General features: G+C 65.3%; 12 protein-coding genes. All 12 read right to left on the reverse strand.

Features of this window, described 5'->3' with window-relative positions:
- Nucleotides 1-122 precede the first annotated feature (122 nt).
- Nucleotides 123-9,221, reverse strand: a complete 9,099-nt coding sequence (locus tag ACIQUI_RS12890; protein ID WP_403198893.1) for a beta-propeller fold lactonase family protein — start codon at nucleotides 9,219-9,221, stop codon at nucleotides 123-125.
- A gap of 12 nt (nucleotides 9,222-9,233) precedes the next feature.
- Nucleotides 9,234-10,799, reverse strand: a complete 1,566-nt coding sequence (locus tag ACIQUI_RS12895; RefSeq protein ID WP_403198896.1) for a TadE/TadG family type IV pilus assembly protein — start codon at nucleotides 10,797-10,799, stop codon at nucleotides 9,234-9,236.
- A 141-nt stretch (nucleotides 10,800-10,940) separates the two neighbouring features.
- Nucleotides 10,941-11,546: a TadE/TadG family type IV pilus assembly protein gene (locus ACIQUI_RS12900; RefSeq protein WP_403198898.1), complete on the reverse strand. Its 606-nt coding sequence runs from the start codon at nucleotides 11,544-11,546 to the stop codon at nucleotides 10,941-10,943.
- On the reverse strand, nucleotides 11,543-12,103 hold the full coding sequence (locus ACIQUI_RS12905; protein WP_403198901.1) for a TadE/TadG family type IV pilus assembly protein: 561 nt from the start codon (nucleotides 12,101-12,103) through the stop codon (nucleotides 11,543-11,545). Before ACIQUI_RS12905 ends, ACIQUI_RS12900 begins: the two co-directional genes overlap by 4 nt.
- A gap of 6 nt (nucleotides 12,104-12,109) precedes the next feature.
- Nucleotides 12,110-12,976 carry a tetratricopeptide repeat protein gene (locus ACIQUI_RS12910; RefSeq protein WP_403198904.1) on the reverse strand — a complete coding sequence of 289 codons (867 nt, stop codon included), beginning with the start codon at nucleotides 12,974-12,976 and terminating at the stop codon, nucleotides 12,110-12,112.
- A gap of 26 nt (nucleotides 12,977-13,002) precedes the next feature.
- A complete protein-coding gene (locus ACIQUI_RS12915; RefSeq protein ID WP_403198906.1) occupies nucleotides 13,003-13,956 on the reverse strand; it encodes a type II secretion system F family protein in 954 nt (317 codons plus the stop codon).
- Nucleotides 13,953-14,933 carry a type II secretion system F family protein gene (locus ACIQUI_RS12920; protein WP_403198908.1) on the reverse strand — a complete coding sequence of 327 codons (981 nt, stop codon included), beginning with the start codon at nucleotides 14,931-14,933 and terminating at the stop codon, nucleotides 13,953-13,955. Before ACIQUI_RS12920 ends, ACIQUI_RS12915 begins: the two co-directional genes overlap by 4 nt.
- The gene (locus tag ACIQUI_RS12925) at nucleotides 14,933-16,285 is read right to left on the reverse strand and encodes a CpaF family protein (protein WP_403198911.1); all 1,353 of its coding nucleotides are present in this window, start codon (nucleotides 16,283-16,285) and stop codon (nucleotides 14,933-14,935) included. Before ACIQUI_RS12925 ends, ACIQUI_RS12920 begins: the two co-directional genes overlap by 1 nt.
- A gap of 16 nt (nucleotides 16,286-16,301) precedes the next feature.
- A complete protein-coding gene (locus tag ACIQUI_RS12930; protein WP_403198913.1) occupies nucleotides 16,302-17,540 on the reverse strand; it encodes a CpaE family protein in 1,239 nt (412 codons plus the stop codon).
- Between the two features lie 15 nt (nucleotides 17,541-17,555).
- Nucleotides 17,556-18,200, reverse strand: coding sequence for a CpaD family pilus assembly lipoprotein (locus ACIQUI_RS12935; RefSeq protein ID WP_403198915.1), 645 nt, complete (start codon nucleotides 18,198-18,200; stop codon nucleotides 17,556-17,558).
- A 17-nt stretch (nucleotides 18,201-18,217) separates the two neighbouring features.
- The gene (locus ACIQUI_RS12940) at nucleotides 18,218-19,768 is read right to left on the reverse strand and encodes a type II and III secretion system protein family protein (protein WP_403198918.1); all 1,551 of its coding nucleotides are present in this window, start codon (nucleotides 19,766-19,768) and stop codon (nucleotides 18,218-18,220) included.
- A gap of 52 nt (nucleotides 19,769-19,820) precedes the next feature.
- On the reverse strand, nucleotides 19,821-20,714 hold the full coding sequence (gene cpaB / locus ACIQUI_RS12945) for a Flp pilus assembly protein CpaB (protein ID WP_403198922.1): 894 nt from the start codon (nucleotides 20,712-20,714) through the stop codon (nucleotides 19,821-19,823).
- Nucleotides 20,715-20,725 lie beyond the last annotated feature (11 nt).

The raw sequence follows: 20,725 nt of genomic DNA on the forward strand, positions 1-20,725 counted from the left end.
ATTATTCCCAATACGGGGCAATGTCCGGTTCATTAAGATTGCTTAATGAGCGCAGGTTGTGGCGCTGGTGCAACGCCTGGAGCGGCCTGCCGGGGCTGCTCCAGGTTATGGGCATGCGGTGCTCAGCGTTCACCGAATACGGTCACCAGCAGTGCCTGGGCCTGGCTCATCCAGCCGCCGCTGACCCGACCTTGCAATTGAGCCTCTAGTCCCTGGTTGCCTGGCAATGGCTGCGCTTGCGCCTGGGGCTGGCCGGGCTCTGCGTGTATGTGCAGCTTCACGGTGGTCTGGCGCCCCTGACTGTCCTGCCCACGCAGTTGCAGGTCGATCTGGCCATAGCGCTGCAACTGGCGGCTGTCCATGCGGATCTCGCCGCGTTGCGGATCGAAGCGGATCCAGGCTGGCAGCGGCAAACCGTTGGCCAGGCGCAGGCTGGCCTGTGTCTGGCCGCCTCGGCTGGCCACCAGGCCGCGGGGTAGCGTAACAAGGGCACTGTCGGCGCCAACTGTCACCGCGCTCACGTGCAGATCGTTGCCCAACTGAGCAAGCGGCTGATGCGCTCGCTGCTCTGGCACTTCATCCGGGTCGGGCAGATCGGCGATTTCCTGGCTGCGGCTGTCGAACGCTGCCTGGCCCTCGGCGACCTCGCGCAGCACGCTGGCTGCGCTCGTGGGCCGGATGGTCGGCGACTGGGCTGCGCTCTGTTCGTCGCGGTGCTCCCCAGGCCATTCAGGCAGACCTGGCATGAGAATGACAGGCGCCACCGTGTCGACCGGATCAACAGGCGATACAGGTACAGTGGGGTCGATTGGGTCCACCGGCTTGCCAGGATCAACAGGATCTACGGGATCTACGGGATCTACAGGGTCTACAGGGTCTACAGGATCGACTGGTTCCACCGGCTCAACGGGGTCGACCGGTTCACGCGCATTTTCAATGGCCAAGGTAGTCACCACGGCAGCACTGTCCAGCGCCCCGTCATTGAGCGTCAATGCCAAGCGCACCTCGCCGGCCTGGGAAGCGCTGCTGCTATACGACAGCCGATGCAGCAGGGCATTGGCCTGAGCGCGCGTCAGGGCAGCGTCTATCGTCAATTTCAGGACACCTGCCGCGCTGTGGAGTTGCGCCACCACATTGCCGTCCAGCAACACCTGGCCATCCACCAGGCTGAAGCCATTGCCGGCGAGCAAGCCGAACTGGTCGGTGGCCACCGCAGCGCCTTGGCGTTGCAAGGTCAGGCTGGCACCTTGGTAGTTGCCCACGCCATCATTGGCAGCGTCCAATTCGGCGTCGCTCAGGCGCAAGGTCGGGGCCAGGGCTACCGCTTCGCCCCCCACCGTGAATGTCGGTTGGCCGACGGCGGCAGTGTCGAACTGGACGACTCCCTGGCCCACCAGCAGCACCTGGCCGTCGCTGCCCAACTGGATGCGGCCGCCCTCCTTGAGCAGTGCAGAAGCCTGCTGATCGACCAATTGCAACCCCTCGCTGCTCGCATACCGCTGCACACTGCCGTCTTCAAGCAGCAGATAAAGGCTACGGCCATCGGCGCTCAACGCCATGTCACTGATCCCAGCCACACTCAAAGTGTCGCGCACGCTCAGGCGCTGGTTCGCTACATCCAGATCAAGGCGCGTCACACCGTTTTCGCTGGCCAGGTAGAGCGTACTGCCGTCGTTACTCAGCTGCGCCGTTACCAGGCCGACGAAGCCGGTATCCTCGCTGTTGCGCATGTCGGTGTAGGTGATCAGGGTCAGCCCACCTTGGGCCTCACGCTGATAAACCAGTACCACCGGGTGGTACTGGTAGCGGGTCGTCACGATCAACAGATCGCCGTGCTGCGAAATCCGATCGGGCATCCACAGGTAGGGGGCTGCGAAAGCATCGCCAAGCACTTCACTGGACAGGGTGAGGGCGCCGTCCGCGCCGCGTTGCATAACCGCCAGGCCGTTTCCGGCGATATACACCTGCTTGCCGTCCTCGCTCACCAGCACCTGGTTCATGCCACTCAGCTCGCCAGGGGAGTCGGTGCTTTGCAAAAGCGACACACTGCCATCGGCGTTGCGCAGGTACGTGCGCAGTTCATAGCCTTCGTTGGCCAAGGCGTACAGGTTCTGGCCATCGGCGCTCGCGGCCAGGCGGGTGAATGTCACGCCCTCGACGGCGGGCAGGCTGGCTACGGCTTTCAGGCTGCCATCGGCGGCCAGCGAGAACAGGGCGAGTACGCCACGGCTGTCGGCCACGTAGAGCGACCGGCCATCACCGCTGAGCGTGGCGGTTTTCACGTCGGCAAGTCCTGCAAGGCTGGCATTTTCGTGGGTGAGGGTGAAGGCGCCCAATGACAGTAACGGGTCGCTGTCGATCATTGGCGCGTCATTGACCAGCAGCACGTGCACGTCCACTTGCAGGGCGCTGGAGGTCAGGTGGCCATCGTTGAGGGTGACGTTGAAATGCAGCTCGGCGGCCGGTGCCCGGTTGCTGCTGGCGAAGGTTATCTGATTAAGGGCATGGTTGATGTCTGCCCGTGTCGGAATGCTGCCAGCGTCATCGCTGAAATGGATGATCAGGCTGCCATCGCGCTGAGTGACGCTGCCAATGGCGACGCCAGCCTTGAGCAACACGCCATCGACCAGGGTCAGGTCGTTGCCGTCGCGCAGGGTCAGGGTGTCGCCGGCCTTGGCCCCGTCCAGGGTGACCGAGAGGGTTGCGCCCTGGTAGTTGCCCAAACCATTGTTGAGTACGTCGTACTGTGCGTCGCTGGCGCTGGCCTGTGGGGCAATGAAAATTGCAGTACCCGCTTCGTTGTACAGTTGCGCGGCGCCGGTATTGGCCAGTTGCGGCGCGCTGTTGTCGGCAGCGTTGCGCTGCAAGGTGACCTGGATCGTCTCGGCCAGGGTCGTGGTGAGGTTGACGTAGTCTGCCTGGGCAGCTTCGACGATGGCCAGGGTCAGGGTGCGTGTGCCGCTGAGCTCTGCGCCGCTGTTGTAGTAGGCAAGGCTGTCGATCAGCGCCGCGGTTTCGGCGGCGGAGCGGTTGACGTACAAGGTCAGGGTAGTGCTGCTACCGTCTTGGCTTACCTGGTATTGCAACCCGTCGGGCAGGGTTGGCGAAGAGTCGACGGCCTGATCGAGGTTGATCTTGTACCCCAATACGCGGATCACGTCGTGGGCATTGGTCGCGTCCAGGGTTATGACCACCCGGGCGATGTCCTGCCCACTTTCGATGGTATCTATTCGCGTGCCGGTGAACAGCCCCACCGGGTCACCCAGGCCCGACAGGGTCGGGTTCAGCGGTTGCGTTTCCAGCACGGCAGGGTCGTTCACACCGGTCAGGGTCAGGTCCACGTTCAACCGGGTTACGTTGCCTTCACCGTCGTTCAGGGCGATGCGCAACTGTTGGCGGGTGCCATCGCGGGTGGGGTCCTGGCTACCATTGCGGTAGTCGATCTGGCGCAGGATCGCCTGGGCATCGGCCTGGCTGAGCGGGGCAGTGAACACGACACTGAGTACGCCGGCCTGTTGGCTGAAGCTGGCGATCACGGTGTCGCCCTTGTAGATCTGGCCTTCGCGCAGGCTCAGGCCGCTGCCGTCGACAAAGCCGAACACGTCATCGGCGCGCGCGCCACCCTGGCGGTCGATGACCAGGCTCGCGCCTTGATAGTCGCCGCGCTCGTCCAGTTGCCGGTCGCTCAATACGCCACTGGGCAGCAGCAAGGTGGCGGCGTCCCCTTCGGTTACCTGTAGGCCGGTGACCTTGACCTGCAGGCTTACCACCTTGGCACCGTTGACGTCGCCTGCCAGGTACAGGTACTGGCCGTCGGCGCTGAGGCTCAGGCCGGTCAGCTGGCTGGTGCCCCATTCGGCAAGGCTGAACCCATGGGCCGTGCTGGCCAGCAGGCCGTCGCTGGTGCGGGCGAAGCTTTCCAGGTGTTCGCCACCGGTGACGAACACAGCGCTGCCGTTGTGTGCCACTACCAGGTCCAGTGCATCATTCTGCACCGCCTGGCTGGCAAGCAGTTGCAGGCTGCCATCGGCGCCCAGGGCGATGCTGCGCAGCAGGGTGCTGTCTTGCTTGTCGAGGATGTACAGGTATTTGCCGTCGGCGCTCTGGGCAATGGCCACCAGGTTATGCGCCTCGGCGTCTGCCTGCAGGGTGGCAACCTGGCTGAGCGAGCCGTCGCTGGCGATGCGCAGGGTGGCCAGCAACGTGTTGCTGCCCATGCCACTGGCTAACAGGTACTGGCCGTCGCTGCTCAGCAACAGGCGGTGCACGCCTTGCAGGCCGTTGAAGTCGGTGTAGGCGGCAACCTGTTCGAGGCTGCCGTCCTGGGCTTGGCGCAGTACATACAGCCCGGCGCTGGTCGCCAGGTACAGGCTATCACCCTGCTGGGCGATATCGTCTACCACTGCCAGGTTCGCGTCCGGGCCGCTGAGGGCGAACTGGCTGGCCAGGGTCAACTCGCCATTGGCGGCATCGCGGCCAAAGACTTTTACGCCATTGTCGCCAGAGGTGATCACGTACACCCAGCGCTGGTCGCTGGAGATCAAGAGTTTTTCCGGCCCGGCGAGGGCGATATCATCATGGCTCACCGTCTGCATCAGGGTCAGCTGGCCATCGGCTGAGCGGCTGAACACGCTGATCGCAGCCTTGCTGCTACCGCTGCCGTCGCTGGCGTCAGCGATCACATACAGGAACTTGCCGTCGCTGCTCAACAGGGTGTCGCGGGGCGAACCAAGCAGGTTGGTACCGTCAGCATCGTGGTTCTCAGCGCTGCCAACCTGTTCCAGGTCGGTGGTGTCGGCTGCCAGTTGCGGGCGTTGGTCCGGCGCTGCCTGCACTTCCAGTTGCAACTGCACCACGGTTTGCGCGCCGCGGGCATCGGTAACCACCAACTGCAAGGCGTACTGGCCAACGCTGCCAGCGGCGGGCGTGCCGCTGATCACGCCGGTGTTAGTGTCGAACTGCAGCCCGGCGGGCAGCCCTTGCAGGGAAAAGCTCAGGCTGTCGCCGTCGACGTCGCCAAACCCGGCCAGGGGCAGGGTGGCCTGGTACGGTTGCTCGACCTCGATGCTGCCCAAAGCTGGCAGGGGCGTGCTGTTGGTCGGGCTGTGGTTGATCTGCAAAACGATGTCGCGGCTCGATTGCTTGAGGCCGTCGTCGAAGGTGACTGTGAGGCCGACCTGGGTGTCGGTTGCCGATGGGCCTGCACTGTAGTTCAGTTGATGAAGCACGGCATTGACTGTCTGCCCATCGATCGCGCCGGTAAAGGTCACGGTCAGGCTACCGGCGTTGGTCACCAGGGTCGCCACCGGTTGGCCATTTAGCAGCAGGCGCTGGCCGTCGCGGGTCAGGCCATTGCCGTTGAGGAAGGTGAAGCTGTCACTGGCGCTGGCCGCGCCAGTGCGGCTTACCGTGATCACCAGGCCTTGGTAGCTGCCTGCGGCCTCGTAGTCGACGTCGCTGACTGAAAGGCCTGCGGCGAATGGATTGGCCGCGCCTTCGTTCCACGCCACCGTGTGCTGGGCATTGAGCACACCAAGGCCGCTGCTGACCAGCACCGCACCGGTATACAGGTTGCGCCCGTCGGCGCTTACGATCACCCGGTTGGCGCTCATGCCCAGGGTGACGTTGTGGCTGAAGGTAAGGGCGCCGGTGGCCGTATCGCGGCTGAACACCATCAGCTTTTGCGCACCGAAGGTAGTGGCATAGACGGTCTTGCCATCTGCACTGACGGCCATCTCGCGCAGGAAGTTGCTGGTGGTCAGCCCAGCGGTGCCGATGGCACCGGTGAACGTGAGTTTGCCGGTGGCGGCATCGCGGCTGAAGCTGCTGATGTAGGCCGGGTCGTTGCTGCTGATGTAAACGGAATGGCCATCAGCGGAGATGATGATGTCGTTGGCGTTGAGAAAACCGTTGCTGTCCGGCAGGGCGGCGCTCGCTGGGTCGCTGGCGATGCTGTCGGGGGTCAGGCTTTGCAGCAGGGTCAGGGTGCCGGTGGCGCTGTCGCGGCTGAGCACGGTCAGGGTGCGGCTGGAGACGTTGCTGATGTACACCGTACCGCCATCGGGCGACAGCACGATGCCACTAGGCCGGGGCATGCTGGTGCTATCGGCGTAGCTGCCCACCCAGCTCAGGGCACCAGTGGCCGGGTCGCGCGCATAGATGCCCAAGGTAGCCTTGCCGGTGCTGGTGTCGGCGACGTTGGCACCGTTCACGGTGTACAGGAACTTGCCGTCGGCCGACAGGCTGATCTGGCTCACCTGGCCATCGAGGCCCAGCACCGCCGCTTCGCCCTGGCGTGCTTGTACACCTTGGTAGCTCAACTCGCCGGTGTTGGCGTCGCGGCTGAACAGCACCAGGGTACCGGCATCCTGGCCGCCGATGAAGCCTGCGACATAGACCGAGGTGCCGTCTGCCGAAATGCCTACCGCGCTGGTTTTGGTCAGGCCGTCGACTTCGATGGCAGCGGTGGCGGGGTCGTCGTTTTCGCCTTGGGTGAAAGTTTGCAGCAGCGTCAGGCTGCCGTTGCCGGGGTCGCGGGCGAACACCCGCACATAGCCGCTGCCGCTGGCGTTGCTGCCGCTGTTGCCGGCCACTACCAGCGTCTTGCCGTCGTCGCTCAAGCGCAGGCTGACCACGTAATCGTCGTAGCCTTCGAGCTTGCCATCGAGGTAGACCAAGGTGCCATCGGGGGTGAAACTGTCACTCAGTTGCGGGGCGCTACCGGTCTGCAGCGTGAGTTGCGCGGTGATCGCCAGCGCTGTGGTGTCGACCCCGCCGCCGCCGGTGCCGCCGCTGTCGGTAACGCTGGCCAGGGTGATGCTGCGCTCACCGCTGACTGCGCTGGCGTGCTCGTTGCGGTAGGCAATGCCGTCGACCAGCGTCTGCAACGCCGCGCTACTGATACCGGTAGCGCTGGTCAGCACCAGCGTGGCCGTGGCGCCATCGCGGCTGTAGGTGTAGTGCATGCCATTGGCCAGGTCGCCACTGGACGCCTGTTCCAGGGCAATGCGCGTTCCGCCCAGCAGCAAGTATTCGTCGCTGGCCTGGTCGAAGCCTGCCAGCTCCAGGCGCAAACCTGTGATGCTCTGGCCTGCCTCGCCAGTGTTGACCTGGGTGGCGGTGAATAGCGACACCTGGGTGCCGGGGGTGTCGTAAAGCGGGTTGACGACAGGCGTTGTCGCCAGCGTCGGCGCGCTGTTGATGCCGATCAACAGCGCCACTACCTGGGCCTTGCTGTCGAGTTGGCCATCGTTGGCCATCACTTGCAACTGCACGGCGCCAGTGTCGCTGGCATTGCGGTAGATCACCTGGTGCAGCACGCTGTTGGCCTGGTCGCTGGTCAGCGCAGCGCTGAAACTCAAGGACAGCTTACCGCCATCCTGGACAAAGCGGCCGACGTCGGCGCCGTTGTAGAGCAGGCGCTCGCCGTCCACGCTGAACCCGTTGCCGGCGGCGAAGGCGAACTGGTCATTGGCAGCGGCGCCGCCTACCCGGGCGATACTCACGCTGATGCCGGTGTAGTCGCCAAGCCCTGCGGCCAGGGCATCGGCGTTGCTGTCGCTGAGTGTGAGTCCCTGGCCGATGGCCAGGTCACTACCACTCATGTAACTGCGCACTGCGCTGAAGCGGTTGATGCTGGTGCCCAATACCACCAGGGACTGGCCATCCGGGCTGACCACCAGGCTTTGCGCACCCGCGGCGTCGAGGCTGCCGGTGGCCGTCAGGGTGCCGCCGCTACCCATCTGGTACTGGGTGACCTGGCCGGCGTCGGTGCTTGCGTACAGGCGCTGACCGTCGCGGCTGATGGCCAGGGCGTTGACATTGGCCAGGGCCACACTGCTGACTTTGACCAGGCCGTTGTCGCTCAACTGGAATACCTGAATCACGCCATCCTTGCGGTCACCCACATAAATCAGACCACTATCGCTGATCGCCAGGCTGTGCAGGGTCAGACCGGTGAACTGACCCTCGGTGAGAAAGCCAGACCCCAGGTCGACCACTGCCAATGACCCGTCGCTGTCACGCTTGAGCACGGTCAGGCTGTCGCGACCTATATATTGTGCATCGGCGGTGACATAGACGTAATCACCCTTGACGAAGAGGCGGTCAGGGGGGGCGTTGTTGAAGTTGTTCTGGTCGAGCATCTGCAAGCGGGTGCTGCCGACCGCACCCAGCACGGGGTCGCGCTGGTACACCTCAAGGCCGTTCCACTGGGTGGTGACGTACATCCGCGTACCGTCGGTAGACATCGCCATGCCAGTGACGCTGCCCAACTGCACCGACTGGATCAGGCTCAACGTGCCGTCGTCGGCGACGTGGTAGGTGCGGATCTGGTTATCGCTGCCAGCGGTGTACATGAATTTGCCGTCGCCGCTCATCACCAGGGCGTTCAGGGTGCCAAGCCCTTGCGGGGCGTCGACGCTTTGCAGTGCGCGCAGGTTGCCTTGTTCGTCGGCCTGATAGACCTGCAGGCGGCCGTCGCTGGCGGCGCTGTACAGGTAGTGGCCATCGCTGCTGTACAGCGCCTGCTGCTGCGCACCGGCGATACCTTGGGCGAGGTCGAGGGGCGCATCGGATTGCAGTTGCGGCGCGCGGTTGACCGCGCTGACCAGTGTCAGCGTTGCGCTGATGGCAGGTTCGCTGGTGTTGTTGGTTTCGCCCTGATCACTGATTTGCGCCAAGGTCACGGTGCGTACGCCGTTGTCCAGGGTGCCATCGAGGGTGCGGTACTGGATGCCTTCGACCAGGGTCTTGAGGTCAGCGGCGCTGGTGCGGTCGGTCGATGCCAAGGCGATGTCGATGCTGGTGCTACCGCCTTGGGTAGTGACGACATAGCTGAAATGGTTGCCAGCGGTTTCCACGCCCGAGGCTGGCTGCAGCAGGATCTGCGTGCCATCTACCACCAGCGCCTCGTGGCTGCCAGTGCTGTCGATGGTGATACGCAGGGTGCCGAAGCCCTGGCCCGCATCGTTGCTGTCGGCCTGGGCATTGGCGAACAGCGGCGCGCTGGTGTTGGCTTGCTCGGTCACGCTGTGGCTGGCCTGGGCAGGTTCGGCACTGAGGCTCGGGGCATGGTCGCCGCTGGCGGTTTGCTGGGCGTCGGCCTGCTCGGCGGCCTGCACGGCGGTAGTCACTGCCGCGGCATCGAACATCATGCGCGGTTCGAGCGCCAGGGCCAGGCTGTTGAGGGGCTTGCGATTGCGGGGGCGAGGAGCACTCATGGCGGGTCCTTGTCAGTCGATCAGGCGCACGAAGCGCTCGTGTTTGATGCGTTGCGCGATCTTGTCCAGCAGGGCCTGGATCTGCGCCTCGCCGTCGGCGAAGTTTTCGGCATTGGCGAAGGTCAGGCTGCCATTGGCGGCGCACAGTTGCAGGCCAGGGACGGCGACCCGACCGAACAGGCCGCGGCCAAAATCGTCGGGGTCGCCCGGACGTACGCCAATGAAGTGGAACTTCAGGCCACGGGCTCTAAAGCTCTGGCACAACAGCACGAAGCGCTCCGCCGCCAGCCGTACCGCGCCCGAGGTGCCGGTTGCGCCGTCGCCGTCGATGGGTTTGCCGACTTCGGCATTGCGCGCGTCGGTGTCGAACCAGTCACCTTTGGTGTTGCCCAGCATGACGATGATCTTGGTGTTGTCGCCTTGGCCATCGGCGTTGAAGTCCAGGGGTAGCTCGTTGTTACCCCACCCATTGCTGCCGCGCATGCGCGGCGACAGGGTCATGGCGGCCCAACCCATGGCAATGGCGTAGTTGACGTTGAAGCGGGTGGCGTACTGCTCGGCGCGGCTCTCGATGGCGTTGATGTCACGGGTCAGCGGCAGTACCGGGGCGGCCGGGCAGCCTTTGTCGGCGACTAGCCAGCGGGTGTCGTTGGCGCCCGTGGGCTGGCCGAAGTCAGGATTGGGGCCGACCCAGGAAATGGGCGAGGCGCCCGGGCTGCCGTTCTCCGCCAGATCGTGACGGTAGTAAATCTTGAATTGACCACTTGGCGTCTGGTCCCAGAAATAGTTCTGCCCTTGGCCCAGGCCACGGTACAGGCACAGCAGCTTGGCCCTGCGGTCGGGCATGCGCTGGTCGGCCAGGCCGCTGTAGCCGGTGCGAAACAGTGAGCGCAGCTCGATCGGCGTGAGTGCTTCCGGGGTAGCCCAGCGGCGCAGGCGATTGCTGTCATTCGCATCGTACACATTGACGATCTGGCTGTACGGCACCAGCGAGATCCAGGTCTTGGCATCCGGGCGGGTGCCAATCACTTGTGTGGCGAAGTTCTTGGTCATGCGTCGCAGGGCGCCAAGGTCGGCAGTGCCTTCGGTGTCGGTGTTGGGCACGACGAAGGCGATCTCAACCGGGCGGTTGACCACCTCGGCCGTCGAACTTACCCGCAACTGCTGGCTCTTGGCGCCAAGCATCCGGGCTTGGGCGAGGAAGCTGGCCGCCACGGTAATATCAAGCTTCCCGTCCTGGCCGCGCTGTTGCTGGACACTCACTGCGCCAGCGTCGACCTGGTCGATCAGCTCGCGGTCGGTGCCCAGGTTGGCGCGCACAAACTGCGCCGCCAGGCTCTGCATCTGTGCATCGGTCAGCCGGTCGTCGAGCAGCCGCTGGTTGCCCACGGCCATGGCCGCAGCGTCAGTGGCGCGCTTGAGTTGTGCGGTGTTTTCCAGCGCGCGGCTCTGTTCGATGACAAAGGCGGTGGTCAGCAGTGCGCCACCGATCAGCAGGATCGCGAACGGGGCGACGGCGCCGTGCTGCTGCCTGGCGAACTGGCGCAGCCTGTGACGCAGGTGCAGGGTTGCAAACATAAGGCTCGGTTTCCTGGTGTTGCGGGTGATTGCTGGTGCGCGGCCCAGCGCTGGGGAGCCGACTCGCACAGCGCTGCAAAGATAAGAATGCTTCTTGTTATCGGCAATCGCCGCACCATTAAGATTGCTTAACCCAGGTGTTCAGTTGTCCTGCCCTTGCGGCACCAGCTCTTGGGTCAGCGCCTTGTCCAGGGTCGGCGTGCCTTGCTGCAGGCGGCTGACGGCCTGTACCTGAAGCGTACGGTCGGCCAGGGCCAGGGTGGTCAACATCAACCGGTCGACGTGGGCGCATAGCTGCACCACCACCGCTGCGCTGTCGCTGGCGCTGGTATCGCCATCGTCCTCTGCGGCACGAGGAACTTGCGGCAGCTCCCCGGTGAACACCGCGCCTGTGCTATTGGGGGTACAGACGCCGCTGGCGGTACCGCGGTGCAGTGGCCGCCAGATCAGGCTGCGGTTCTCTTCGACCTTGCTGATGATCAGTTCGTAAGGCACTGGGTCGAGGCTGGTGTTGCCGCGCGCGGTCATGCGGGTGGCATCGTCGACCAAGGCTTGCAGGCCGTTGACGTCGAGCTTGCTCTGCACGGCCAGGGTGGCAGCGATGGTATGTGCCGACTGCTCCAGGTAACTGCGCGCCTGATGGAGGGTATAGAGGTCCGCGCCCAACAGGCCGATACCGATGATGATCGGCAGGATCAGGGCAGTTTCCACTGCAGCACTGCCGCGTTGACTGCGCGCAAAGGTCATTGGCTGTCCTCGCTTACGAGCGGGTTGGGCAGGTTGCCAAGCAGGTGGCGGTATTGGTACTGGTAGCCATCACCCAGGCCGAACAGTGCCGGGAAGGTGGTCATGTAGCTTTGCTTGAGGTCTACCGTGACACTCAGGATCGGCGGTGAACTCACCAGGTCGGCGGCTTGCTTCTCCTGGCTGGCGGCGCTGTCGTCAGTGGCGTCGTCATCCTCGCTCGGGCCATAGCGCGACACGCCGAAGGTGCGCAGGCTCTCGAACGGCAGCACGTCGACCTTCAGCTCGCTGGGTTCGAACAGGTTGAAGCTGCGCTCGGTCATGCGCTGCACCACCTGCGCCTCCAGCGCCGCCGGGCTGAGCTGGTAGTAGTCAGGGGTGGCGCGAAAACGCTGCATGGCATGTTCCAGGGCCAGGTTGCCGGCAGCGATCACCATGGCCATGTGGGCAAGTTCGAACAGCATCATCAGGCCGAACAACAGCACCGGCAAAATGAAGGCGGTCTCCACCGCGGTGACGCCATCCTGGCGGCGGCGCAGGCGCTGCAGGGCTGCTTTCATCGTGGGTCAGTCCTGGTTGGCCAGTTGCAGGGGCTGCTGGCTGGCAGCGAGCAGCTCGCTGTCGATCGGGGCGCCGCTCTCGATACGTTGGCGTGTGGCCTGGAAGCGCTCCAGCACGCCGGAGGCATAGTCCGGCGCCAGGCGCTCTTCGAGGATACGCCGGGCAGTATCGTCATGGCCGTCGAGCACATAGGCCAACGCCAGGTTCAGTTGCAGGCTCACCTCACCGCCATTGCGCGCGTTGTTGAGCAGGCCGATGGCCTTGCCGCGTTGGCCTTCGGCCAGCCAACTCAAAGCCAGGTTGTTGGTTGCAGCACTGTAGCCGGGGTCCAGCGCCAGAGCTTGGTCGAACGATGCCCGGGAGGCTGCGTGCCGGCCTTGCTGGGCCTGAGCCACGCCGAGCATGTTGAGCAGTTGCGCGCGCTGGTGAGCGTCGCCTTGCACCGTCAGCGCACATTGCAGGTCGCTCTCGGCGCGTGCAGCATTACCCAGTTCAAGCGCGGCGCGGCCCAGGCCACCGCACAGGGCCTGCCGTTCGGTGGCCGAAAGCCCGTGCAGCCCGGCACCGGCTTCACGCCGGGCGCGGTCGAACAGTGCATAAGCGTCCCTGGCCGGGCGCACAGCAGCAGCGACGCTGGCGTATTCCACCAGGTAGGCGCCCTTGAGCGGTTGGCGTTCGTCGAGGCGCTGGTACACCTCGATAGCCCCCGAAAGGCGGCCATTGTCGCGCAGCACACGGGCCAGCTTGAGTGCTTCGCCGGCTTCGTGGCCAGTTGGGGCGTCGGCGCTGGCGTGCAGGGCCGTGCCGAAGCTGCTGCAACCGCTGATGCCGAACATGGCGAGAAGTGACAGGGCGATGAGGGAACGGGGCATGGCAGATACCTGTGAAAGTAAACGATTCATTGGGTCAGCAGTCGCACGATGCGCACCAGCGCCGGAGCCCCCATCATGGCGATGATGGGCGGCAGGATCAGGGTCATCAGCGGCACGCTCAACTGCGCGGGCAGCTTGCCGGCGCGTTCTTCGAGGGTGAGCACCAGGGTCTTGCGGCTTTCGTCGGAAATGGTCCGTAGGGCATGTGAAAGCGGAGTGCCGTAGCGCTCGGCCTGGATCAGTGTCGAGACCATGCTGTCGATGCCGGCGACCCCGGTGCGGTCGGCAAAGTTCTGCAAGGCTTTGGCGCGGTCGCTGACCAGTTGCAGTTCGGCGCAGGTGTAGCGCAACTCCTCGGCCATCTCTGCAGCCGACAGCGCAAGCTCCTTGGCCACCACCTGCAGGATGCGCCCCAGTGGCAGGCCGGCTTCGGCGCAGATCACCATCAGGTCAAGTGCGTCGGGCAGGCTGCGTTCCAGGCGCCCACCGCGCCGCGCCGCACGTGCCTTGAGCCAGAGTTCCGGCAGCAGGGTGCCGACGAACAGCGCAATCAGCGCAGCGGTCATGCCGTTGAGGGTCAGGCGCTGGCCACTGTCGAACCCTGCCAGCAGCACCAGCGCCGCCAGGCACAGGCCCAGCAGGTACTTGCCGGCCACCAGCAGTCCCAGAGCCTCGCGCTGGCGCAGCCCGGCCAAGGCCAGCAGCTCGCGCAACTTGCGCCGGTCGCGTTCGGCACCGGCCAGTTGCTCGCCAATGCGCGCGGTTGCCTGCGCCGCGCCTTGCAGGCGTTCAGGCACCTGCAGGCCCTGCTCGCGGAGAATGTCGGCCTGGGCCTGGGCGGCGTTGGCAGAACGGGTCAGGCGCTCACGCAGTACCGGTTGCCGCTGACGGCGTTGCAGGCCGATCAGGCCGACGCCGAGACCGCAGCACAGCAACCCGAGGGCGCTGAGGAAGTAGGGATCGTCCAGCAGTGCGGTCATCCGATCCTCCGGACCATCAGTTGGGTGATCAGCAGTCCGAGTGCGACGCTGCCGAAGGCATAGAACAGCACGCTGTTGCCGGTGGGGTCGTTGAGCAGGAAGCGAAAATCACGGGGCGAGTTGAAGTACATGTAGCCCAGCGCGCAGGGCACCAGCGCCGCGACGATCTTGGCCGAGGCGCGGGCCTCGGACGTTTTCGCCTGAATCTTGAGAAACAACTCCTGGCGCTCGCGCAGCGTGGCCGACAACCGATCCAGGGTTTCGCCCAGGCGTCCGCCAGCTTCCATGTTGATGATCAGAATCACCGCGAAAAAGCGGTACTCGTTGAGCGGCACGCGGTTCGCCGACTCCTGCATGACCTGGCGCAATGGCACGCCCAGGCGCAACCAGTTGTCGATCTGCACGAACTCGTGTGCCAGCGGGCCGCTGAGGTTCTGCGCGACCAGGCTGAAGGCGTTGCTCACCGGCACCCCGGCGCGGGCGGCGCGGGTGATGGCGTCGATCGCCTGGGGCAGGTCGAGCTTGAGCTGGTGCAGGTACTTGCCCATGGCCTGGCGGTACAGCACCAGGCCCGTCGTGGTGAACGCCAGCGCCGTGAGCACGCTGCCATACAGCCAGGGCAGTGGCGTTTCCCTGCCCAGCAGCACACCGAACGTCAGGCTGGCCAAAAGCAGAAGGCCCAGGCGGGCGCGCAAGCCGTTACGCCAACCCAGCGTTTCCAGGTCGGTCCACAGGCGGTGCAGCGCCTGGCCCAGCAGTGGCCAGCGGGCAAATCCGGGGGCGTCGGTGTCGCGTAGCAGGCCCTCGTCGCCGCCCAAGGTCTGGGCACCTGGGGCGAGGGCGGCCTTCAGCGCACTAAGGCGCTCGGCCTGGGCCAAGGTGCGCTGGCGCTTGCTGCTGAGGCTGCGGGCGGCGTACACGGCCACCAGCACGAAGAGAAACACCAGCAGGGTGAACAGGTCGAGAACCGACTCCATCACAGGCCTCCGAACAGGTGCGCGTGCTGGGTGTAGAACAGCGGGCGCTGGCCGCTGGCGACGAATTGCCCGGTCAGGCGGCCGTCGGCCTCGATGCTGGTGGTCTTGAAACCATACAGCTCCTGGGTCTGAATCACGTCGTTTTCCATGCCGCACACCTCGGTCACCGAGACGATGCGCCGGCCACCGTCGCGCATGCGTTCGACCTGCACGATCAGGTTCACCGCACTGGCGATCTGCCGGCGAATGGCTTCCAGCGGCAACTGCATGCCGGCCATCATCACCATGTTCTCCAGGCGCATGATGGCGTCGCGCGGGGTGTTGGCGTGCACCGTACACAGCGACCCGTCGTGGCCGGTGTTCATCGCCTGGAGCATGTCGAAGCATTCGCCGCCGCGCACCTCGCCGAGGATGATGCGGTCCGGGCGCATGCGCAGGGCGTTACGCACCAGGTCGCGCTGGTCGACCTTGCCGGTACCTTCGGCGCTGACCGGACGGGTTTCCAGGCGTACCACATGGCGCTGCTGCAGTTGCAGCTCGGCGGCGTCTTCGATGGTGATCACCCGATCGGCATCACTGATGTTCTGCGACAAGGCGTTGAGCAAGGTAGTCTTGCCCGCGCCGGTGCCGCCGGAGACCACGATGTTGAGTTTGGCCAGCATGCCGCGCTTGAGTACTTCGACCATTTCGGCGGACAGGGCGCTGCGTTCGGCGAGAATCTCCAGCGACATGTTGCGGCGCATGAACTTTCGGATCGAGATGGTGGTGCCATCGATCGCCAATGGATGGGTGATGACGTTGACCCGGCTGCCATCAGCCAGTCGCGCATCGACCATCGGGTTGGCCTCGTCGATGCGCCTGCCCACCGCCGCTGCGATGCGCTGCGCGGTATTGAACACATGCTCTTCGTCGATGAAGGTGATCGGTGAAAGCTCGAGCTTGCCATAGCGCTCGACGAACACCGTGCCGGCACCGTTGACCAGGATGTCGTTGACCGAGTCATCAGCCAGTAGTGGCTGAATGGGGCCGATGCCGACCATCTCGTTGAGCATGTCTTCGCAAACCGCCTGTTCTTCCTGGCGGGACAACTGCAGCCGGCTGTCGTCGCAGATACGCCGCACCACGACTTCGACTTGCTGGCGCAGGGCATCGCGACCCAGGCTGGATGCCTTGAGCGGGTCGATCTGTTCGTACAACTGGTTGCGGATCAAACGGCGGTTCTGTGTTCCGAGCGTGTCGGCGGGCTTGGCGCTGGCCGGCCGTTGCGGGGTTTCGCTGGCGGCGCGGGCAGGCGCCGGGGGGGCGCTGCTGGTGGCAGTTTCCGGGGCTTTGCGGGTTGGGCGGATGATCATGCGCGCATTCCTTGGGTCAGGCCGCGCGGCGCGTGCGGCCGAGGGCCTGGCGCAACCGCAGGATCAGATTGCCGGCGGCCAGCGGTGGCGCTGCCGGGGTGCGCCCGCAGGCGAGGTCGGCGAGGTCGAGCAGTGCCTGGCGCAGGGCTGGCGCGCGGTGCAGTTGCAGCGGGCCGGCCAGCAGGCTGTCGGCCAGTGTGCTGCCCGCATGGGGCAGGGTCAGGTCGACCTTGCGCCCGATGAAGTCCTCGAACTGTTCGCGCTCGACGACGTCGCTGTGGCCCGGGCGTTGTGGGTTGGCCACCAGCAGCAGGCGCTGGCCGTTGCTTTCATCGCCGATCTCGCCGAGCAGACGCAGGCAATTGCGCGCGTCCTGCACACTGAAGTCGCAGAGCAGGATGCGCGTGTCGGCGTGTGCGAGCACGTCCAGGGCACCGTGGCAGCGGCCACTGGGCAGGTCCCAGATCACTTGGTTGAACAGCTGGCACAAGCCGGCGCCAAGGTTGAGCAAGTGCTCCTGGCTGAAGCTGTCGGGGGCGTGCAGGTCCGGCTGTTGCGCCAGCAGGTAGAGGCGTTCGTCGACCTGGGTGATGGCCCGTTCGAGCAGGCGCGAGTCCAGTTCGTCGGCCGCCAGGGTGGCCGCCAGCCCGGCATCGCCTTCGTGGCCAAGCAGCAAGGCCTGGTCGCAACGGCCACGGTCAAAATCGACCACGGCGCTGCTGCTGTGGCGTTCGACCGCCAGCAACCGGCCCAGGGCGGCGACCACGGTGCTGGTGCCGCGCCCGCCGCCCACGCCGGTCACCGCCAGGGTACGGCCGGTGCGGCTGCCCGGGGTGCCGTGCTCCTGTGGGTCGCGGGCGCGGCGCAGGGTACTGGCGAACTGGTCGAGTGGCACCGGTTTGCACAGGTAGTCGTGTACACCCGCATGCAGCAGGGCGCGGTAAAGGTTCAGGTCATGGGCGCTGCCCAGGGCCACCAGGCGCGTGGAGGGTGGGCAGACCTGGCTCAGTTCGGCAATCGCCTGCAGGGGCGACGCCTGGCCATCGAGGTCGACTACCAATACCTCGGGCGCGCTGTGCAGCTCGCAGCCTGCCAGTGCTGCGGCAAAACCGCCGGACTGGGCGAGGTCGGCCGGTAGGCCCAGGCGTTGAAGGTATTGGCCGAACAGTTGTGCATCGCTTGCCTGGGCTGCGTACAGGGCCAGCGCCGGGCGGGTTTCACCGGTGTGGTGGGTGGCTCGCGTCGTGTCGTTCATCGGGGCGCTCCCTGGTCAGTTCTTGTTGAAGTTGATGTCCAGCAGCTCCGCCGTCTGGTGACGTTGGTAGCGTTCAACAGCGTTGACCGCGGCGATGCCGTCGCCGCCGTCCAACAGCTGGCCGCGGTTGAGGTCGCGAGGGTCGGCGACCATCCGGGCGATGTTGGCGCGGTTGGCGCAGCCCAGGTCGCCGACAGCGCTGAAGGGCTTGACCGCAACTTCGCCGGGGGTGCGGATGGTGCAATCGGGGATCTGCGCGACCAGGGCTTCGGACACCACCTGCAGGTCGGTGTCGCCGCCCCGTTGCAATTGGGTCGGTGCAACCAGCACCTGGCGCACGCCAAGCTGGCGCAGCACTTCGCTCAAGCGGGTGGCGACCCGTTCACCGTTCGGCGTCGATGGGCGCAGGGTCAGGGTTTGTTGGCTAAGGCGGCCTTGGCGGGCAAGCAGGGTGTTGAGGTCGGCCAGCGAAGCTGCATCCAGGCCGCCCGCCGGGGTGGTCTTGAGCTGGGCCACCAGTGCCGAAGGTACGGCCTGGATCGGCGGCTGCGCAGCGCCTGGTGCATAGCTGGCAATGCGTTGGTCATTGACGAAATGGTCGCAGCCACTGAGCAGCAGGGCCAGCGACAGGGCGACGAATACGGGTTTGACGATGGGCATTTTACGCTCTCCTTGGCTCAGAACAGGTAGCCGGCAGTGGCTTGCGCAGGTAGCTGGGCGTCGAGTTGGGCGATGCCACGGCCAGGGGTTTGCAGCTCACCGGGCGTGGTGGGCTCGACCACATAGGCGGTGGCGATGATCACCAGCTCGGTGTCGGCTTGGCTGGAGGTGTGGGTTTCGAACAGGCGGCCAACGCCAGGGATGCTGCGCAGGCCTGGCACGCCGGTGACTTGCTGGGCGCTGTTGCTGCGCAGCATGCCGGCCAGGGCGAAGCTCTGGCCGCTGGCCAGTTCCACGGTGGTGTCGGCGCGGCGCACTTTGAAGGCCGGAATGCGGTTGCCCTGCAACTCCACAGCGCCTTCGTCAGACAGGTCACTGACCTCGGGCGCGACATGCAGGCTGATCCGGTTTGGCGATAGCAGCGTCGGTGTCATGCGCATGATCACCCCGTACTGCTTGTACTCGATGGTGATGTTGTTATTGGTCACGATCACGATCGGTACCTCGCCACCGGCGGCAAAGCCTGCGGTTTCCCCGGACATGGCGGTGAGGTTGGGTTCGGCCAGCACCGTGGCCAGGCCATCCTGGGACAGGGCGGTAAGCAAGCCTGCGACGGTGGTAGAGCCATTGCGATGGAAACCGCCTGCCACGGCGTTGGTCACCGACCCGCCGCTGAACGCCCCGGTGGTGGCGTCGAACAGGCTCGAGCCATTGCGGAAGAAGTAGTTGCCATCCTTGAGCGTGGCTTCCCAATTCAGCCCGAGCTGCGAGCTGAGGCTGCGCGAGACTTCGACGATGCGCACGCTGAGGTTGACCTGCGCAGACAGCTCGACCTTGAGCTGGTTGATGACTCGCGGGCCTTCATCGTTGCCACTGCTACCGCCGGCCCCGCCGTTGCCGCCACCTCCCGCGCCGCCACCGCCTCGGCTGCCATTGCTGCCGTTGGATGGCGAGCCGAGGTAGTTTTCTACCGCGCTGATTACCAGGCGCGCCTCCTGCGGCGTGCGCACGCTACCGCGCACCACCAGGCCTTTGGCCGAAGCGGGGCCGAACTCGACTTTGGCGCCAGGCACTTCTGCGATCACTTGCTTGTGCAGGGCGTCGAGGTCGTAGTCGGCCACCAGGCGGATCGCAGCTATCACCTGTTCCTGGTCATCCAGGGCGTACAACGTGGTGGTACCGGCAGCCTGTGCGTAGACGAACACGCTGCCTGGGGTCGGCGCCTGAAAACTGGCAATCTTCGGGTCGGCGACGAGCACACGGCTGGCAATCTTGGGCAACTGCAGCAGGCGGCCTTGCTTGACCAGCAGATGCACATCGCGGGTTTCGCGGACTTCGGTCAGATGCGCTGGCAGGCGTGGAGCCTGAATTTGCGCTTCTGGCTGGGCCGGGTATTGCTGTTCTTCGGCATAGGCTTGCGGGTCCTCGGGCTGCTCGGCCTCGGGATACTGGGGTGGCAAGTCCAGTGGCGGGTCGAGTACCACGACTTCGGCGTGCACCGGTAACGCGCAAATCAGGCCCACGGCACAGGTGAGCGCCAGGCAAAGGGGGGAGCGGGGGAACTTCATCGTCTGTACTTCCGGAATGGCAAGTCGGTGCCCTGCAGGGCAGGTCGAGGTCTCAGGGTTGCGCGGGCTTGACGTATTCGATCTTGTCGCCGCGGTACAGCACGGTGGGTAATGTGCCCGGCGAAGGCTTTTCGAAGACGTCGGTGGCCTGGGCCAGGCGAGTTACCTCGCGTGTGCCGCTGCGGGGCAGGCCGTCACCGGGTTCGCGGTTGCCGCGCAGTGCCAGTTGCAGGGTGCCGATTTCCTTGCTCAGGGCCAGGCGCTCAGCCTGGGAGGGCGTAACTTCCAGCGTAACGGTCTCGAAGTAACGGCTGTCCTTTTCGTTGGCTGCAGGGGCAGGCAGGTCGGCGTTCAGGCGCGAGGTCAGCTCGCGTGTGCTGCGGTTGATGGCCAGCACGCGCACATCGCGCAACAAGGTTTGCGCGGCCAGCTTCGGTGGCCTGGCGTCCGGGTCTTCGTTCTTGCTCGCCTTCAGCGAGAGGATCACATCGACCCTATCACCTGCACTGACCAGGCCCTGGCTGACAGCTACCGCCGATGTCGGCAGCGATAAACCGCGCATGCCTGGCCGCAGGACGGCAGCCAGGAAACCTGGCTCGCCGGCGCGCACCAGCATCGAGGCGGTCAATGCCTGGCCGCTTTTCAGAGGTTGGCGCAGGACCGCACCGGCCCCCAGGTCGAGGGCATTTTGGTCACGCTGAAAGTATTGTTCAGCCGAGGGTAGCGACTGGACTTCCTGCCAGCGCAGCATGCCACGGTCGATCAACTGGCCGGGACGCAGGTCGGTGGCGGCGACCAGCACGGCCAATGCGGCCTTCTCGGCAGCGGCGGGCGGGGTGGCAGCCACCTGCGCGGGTGGTGGTGCCAGCAGAACGCGGGCCAACAGCGCAGCGCCGCCGGCAAGCACCAAGGCGCCTGCCAACAAAAGGACGGAAGGGGTTTTCATGGGGCAACCAG

This window comes from Pseudomonas sp. NPDC090592, from assembly GCF_044769185.1.
Classification (GTDB): Bacteria; Pseudomonadota; Gammaproteobacteria; order Pseudomonadales; family Pseudomonadaceae; genus Aquipseudomonas.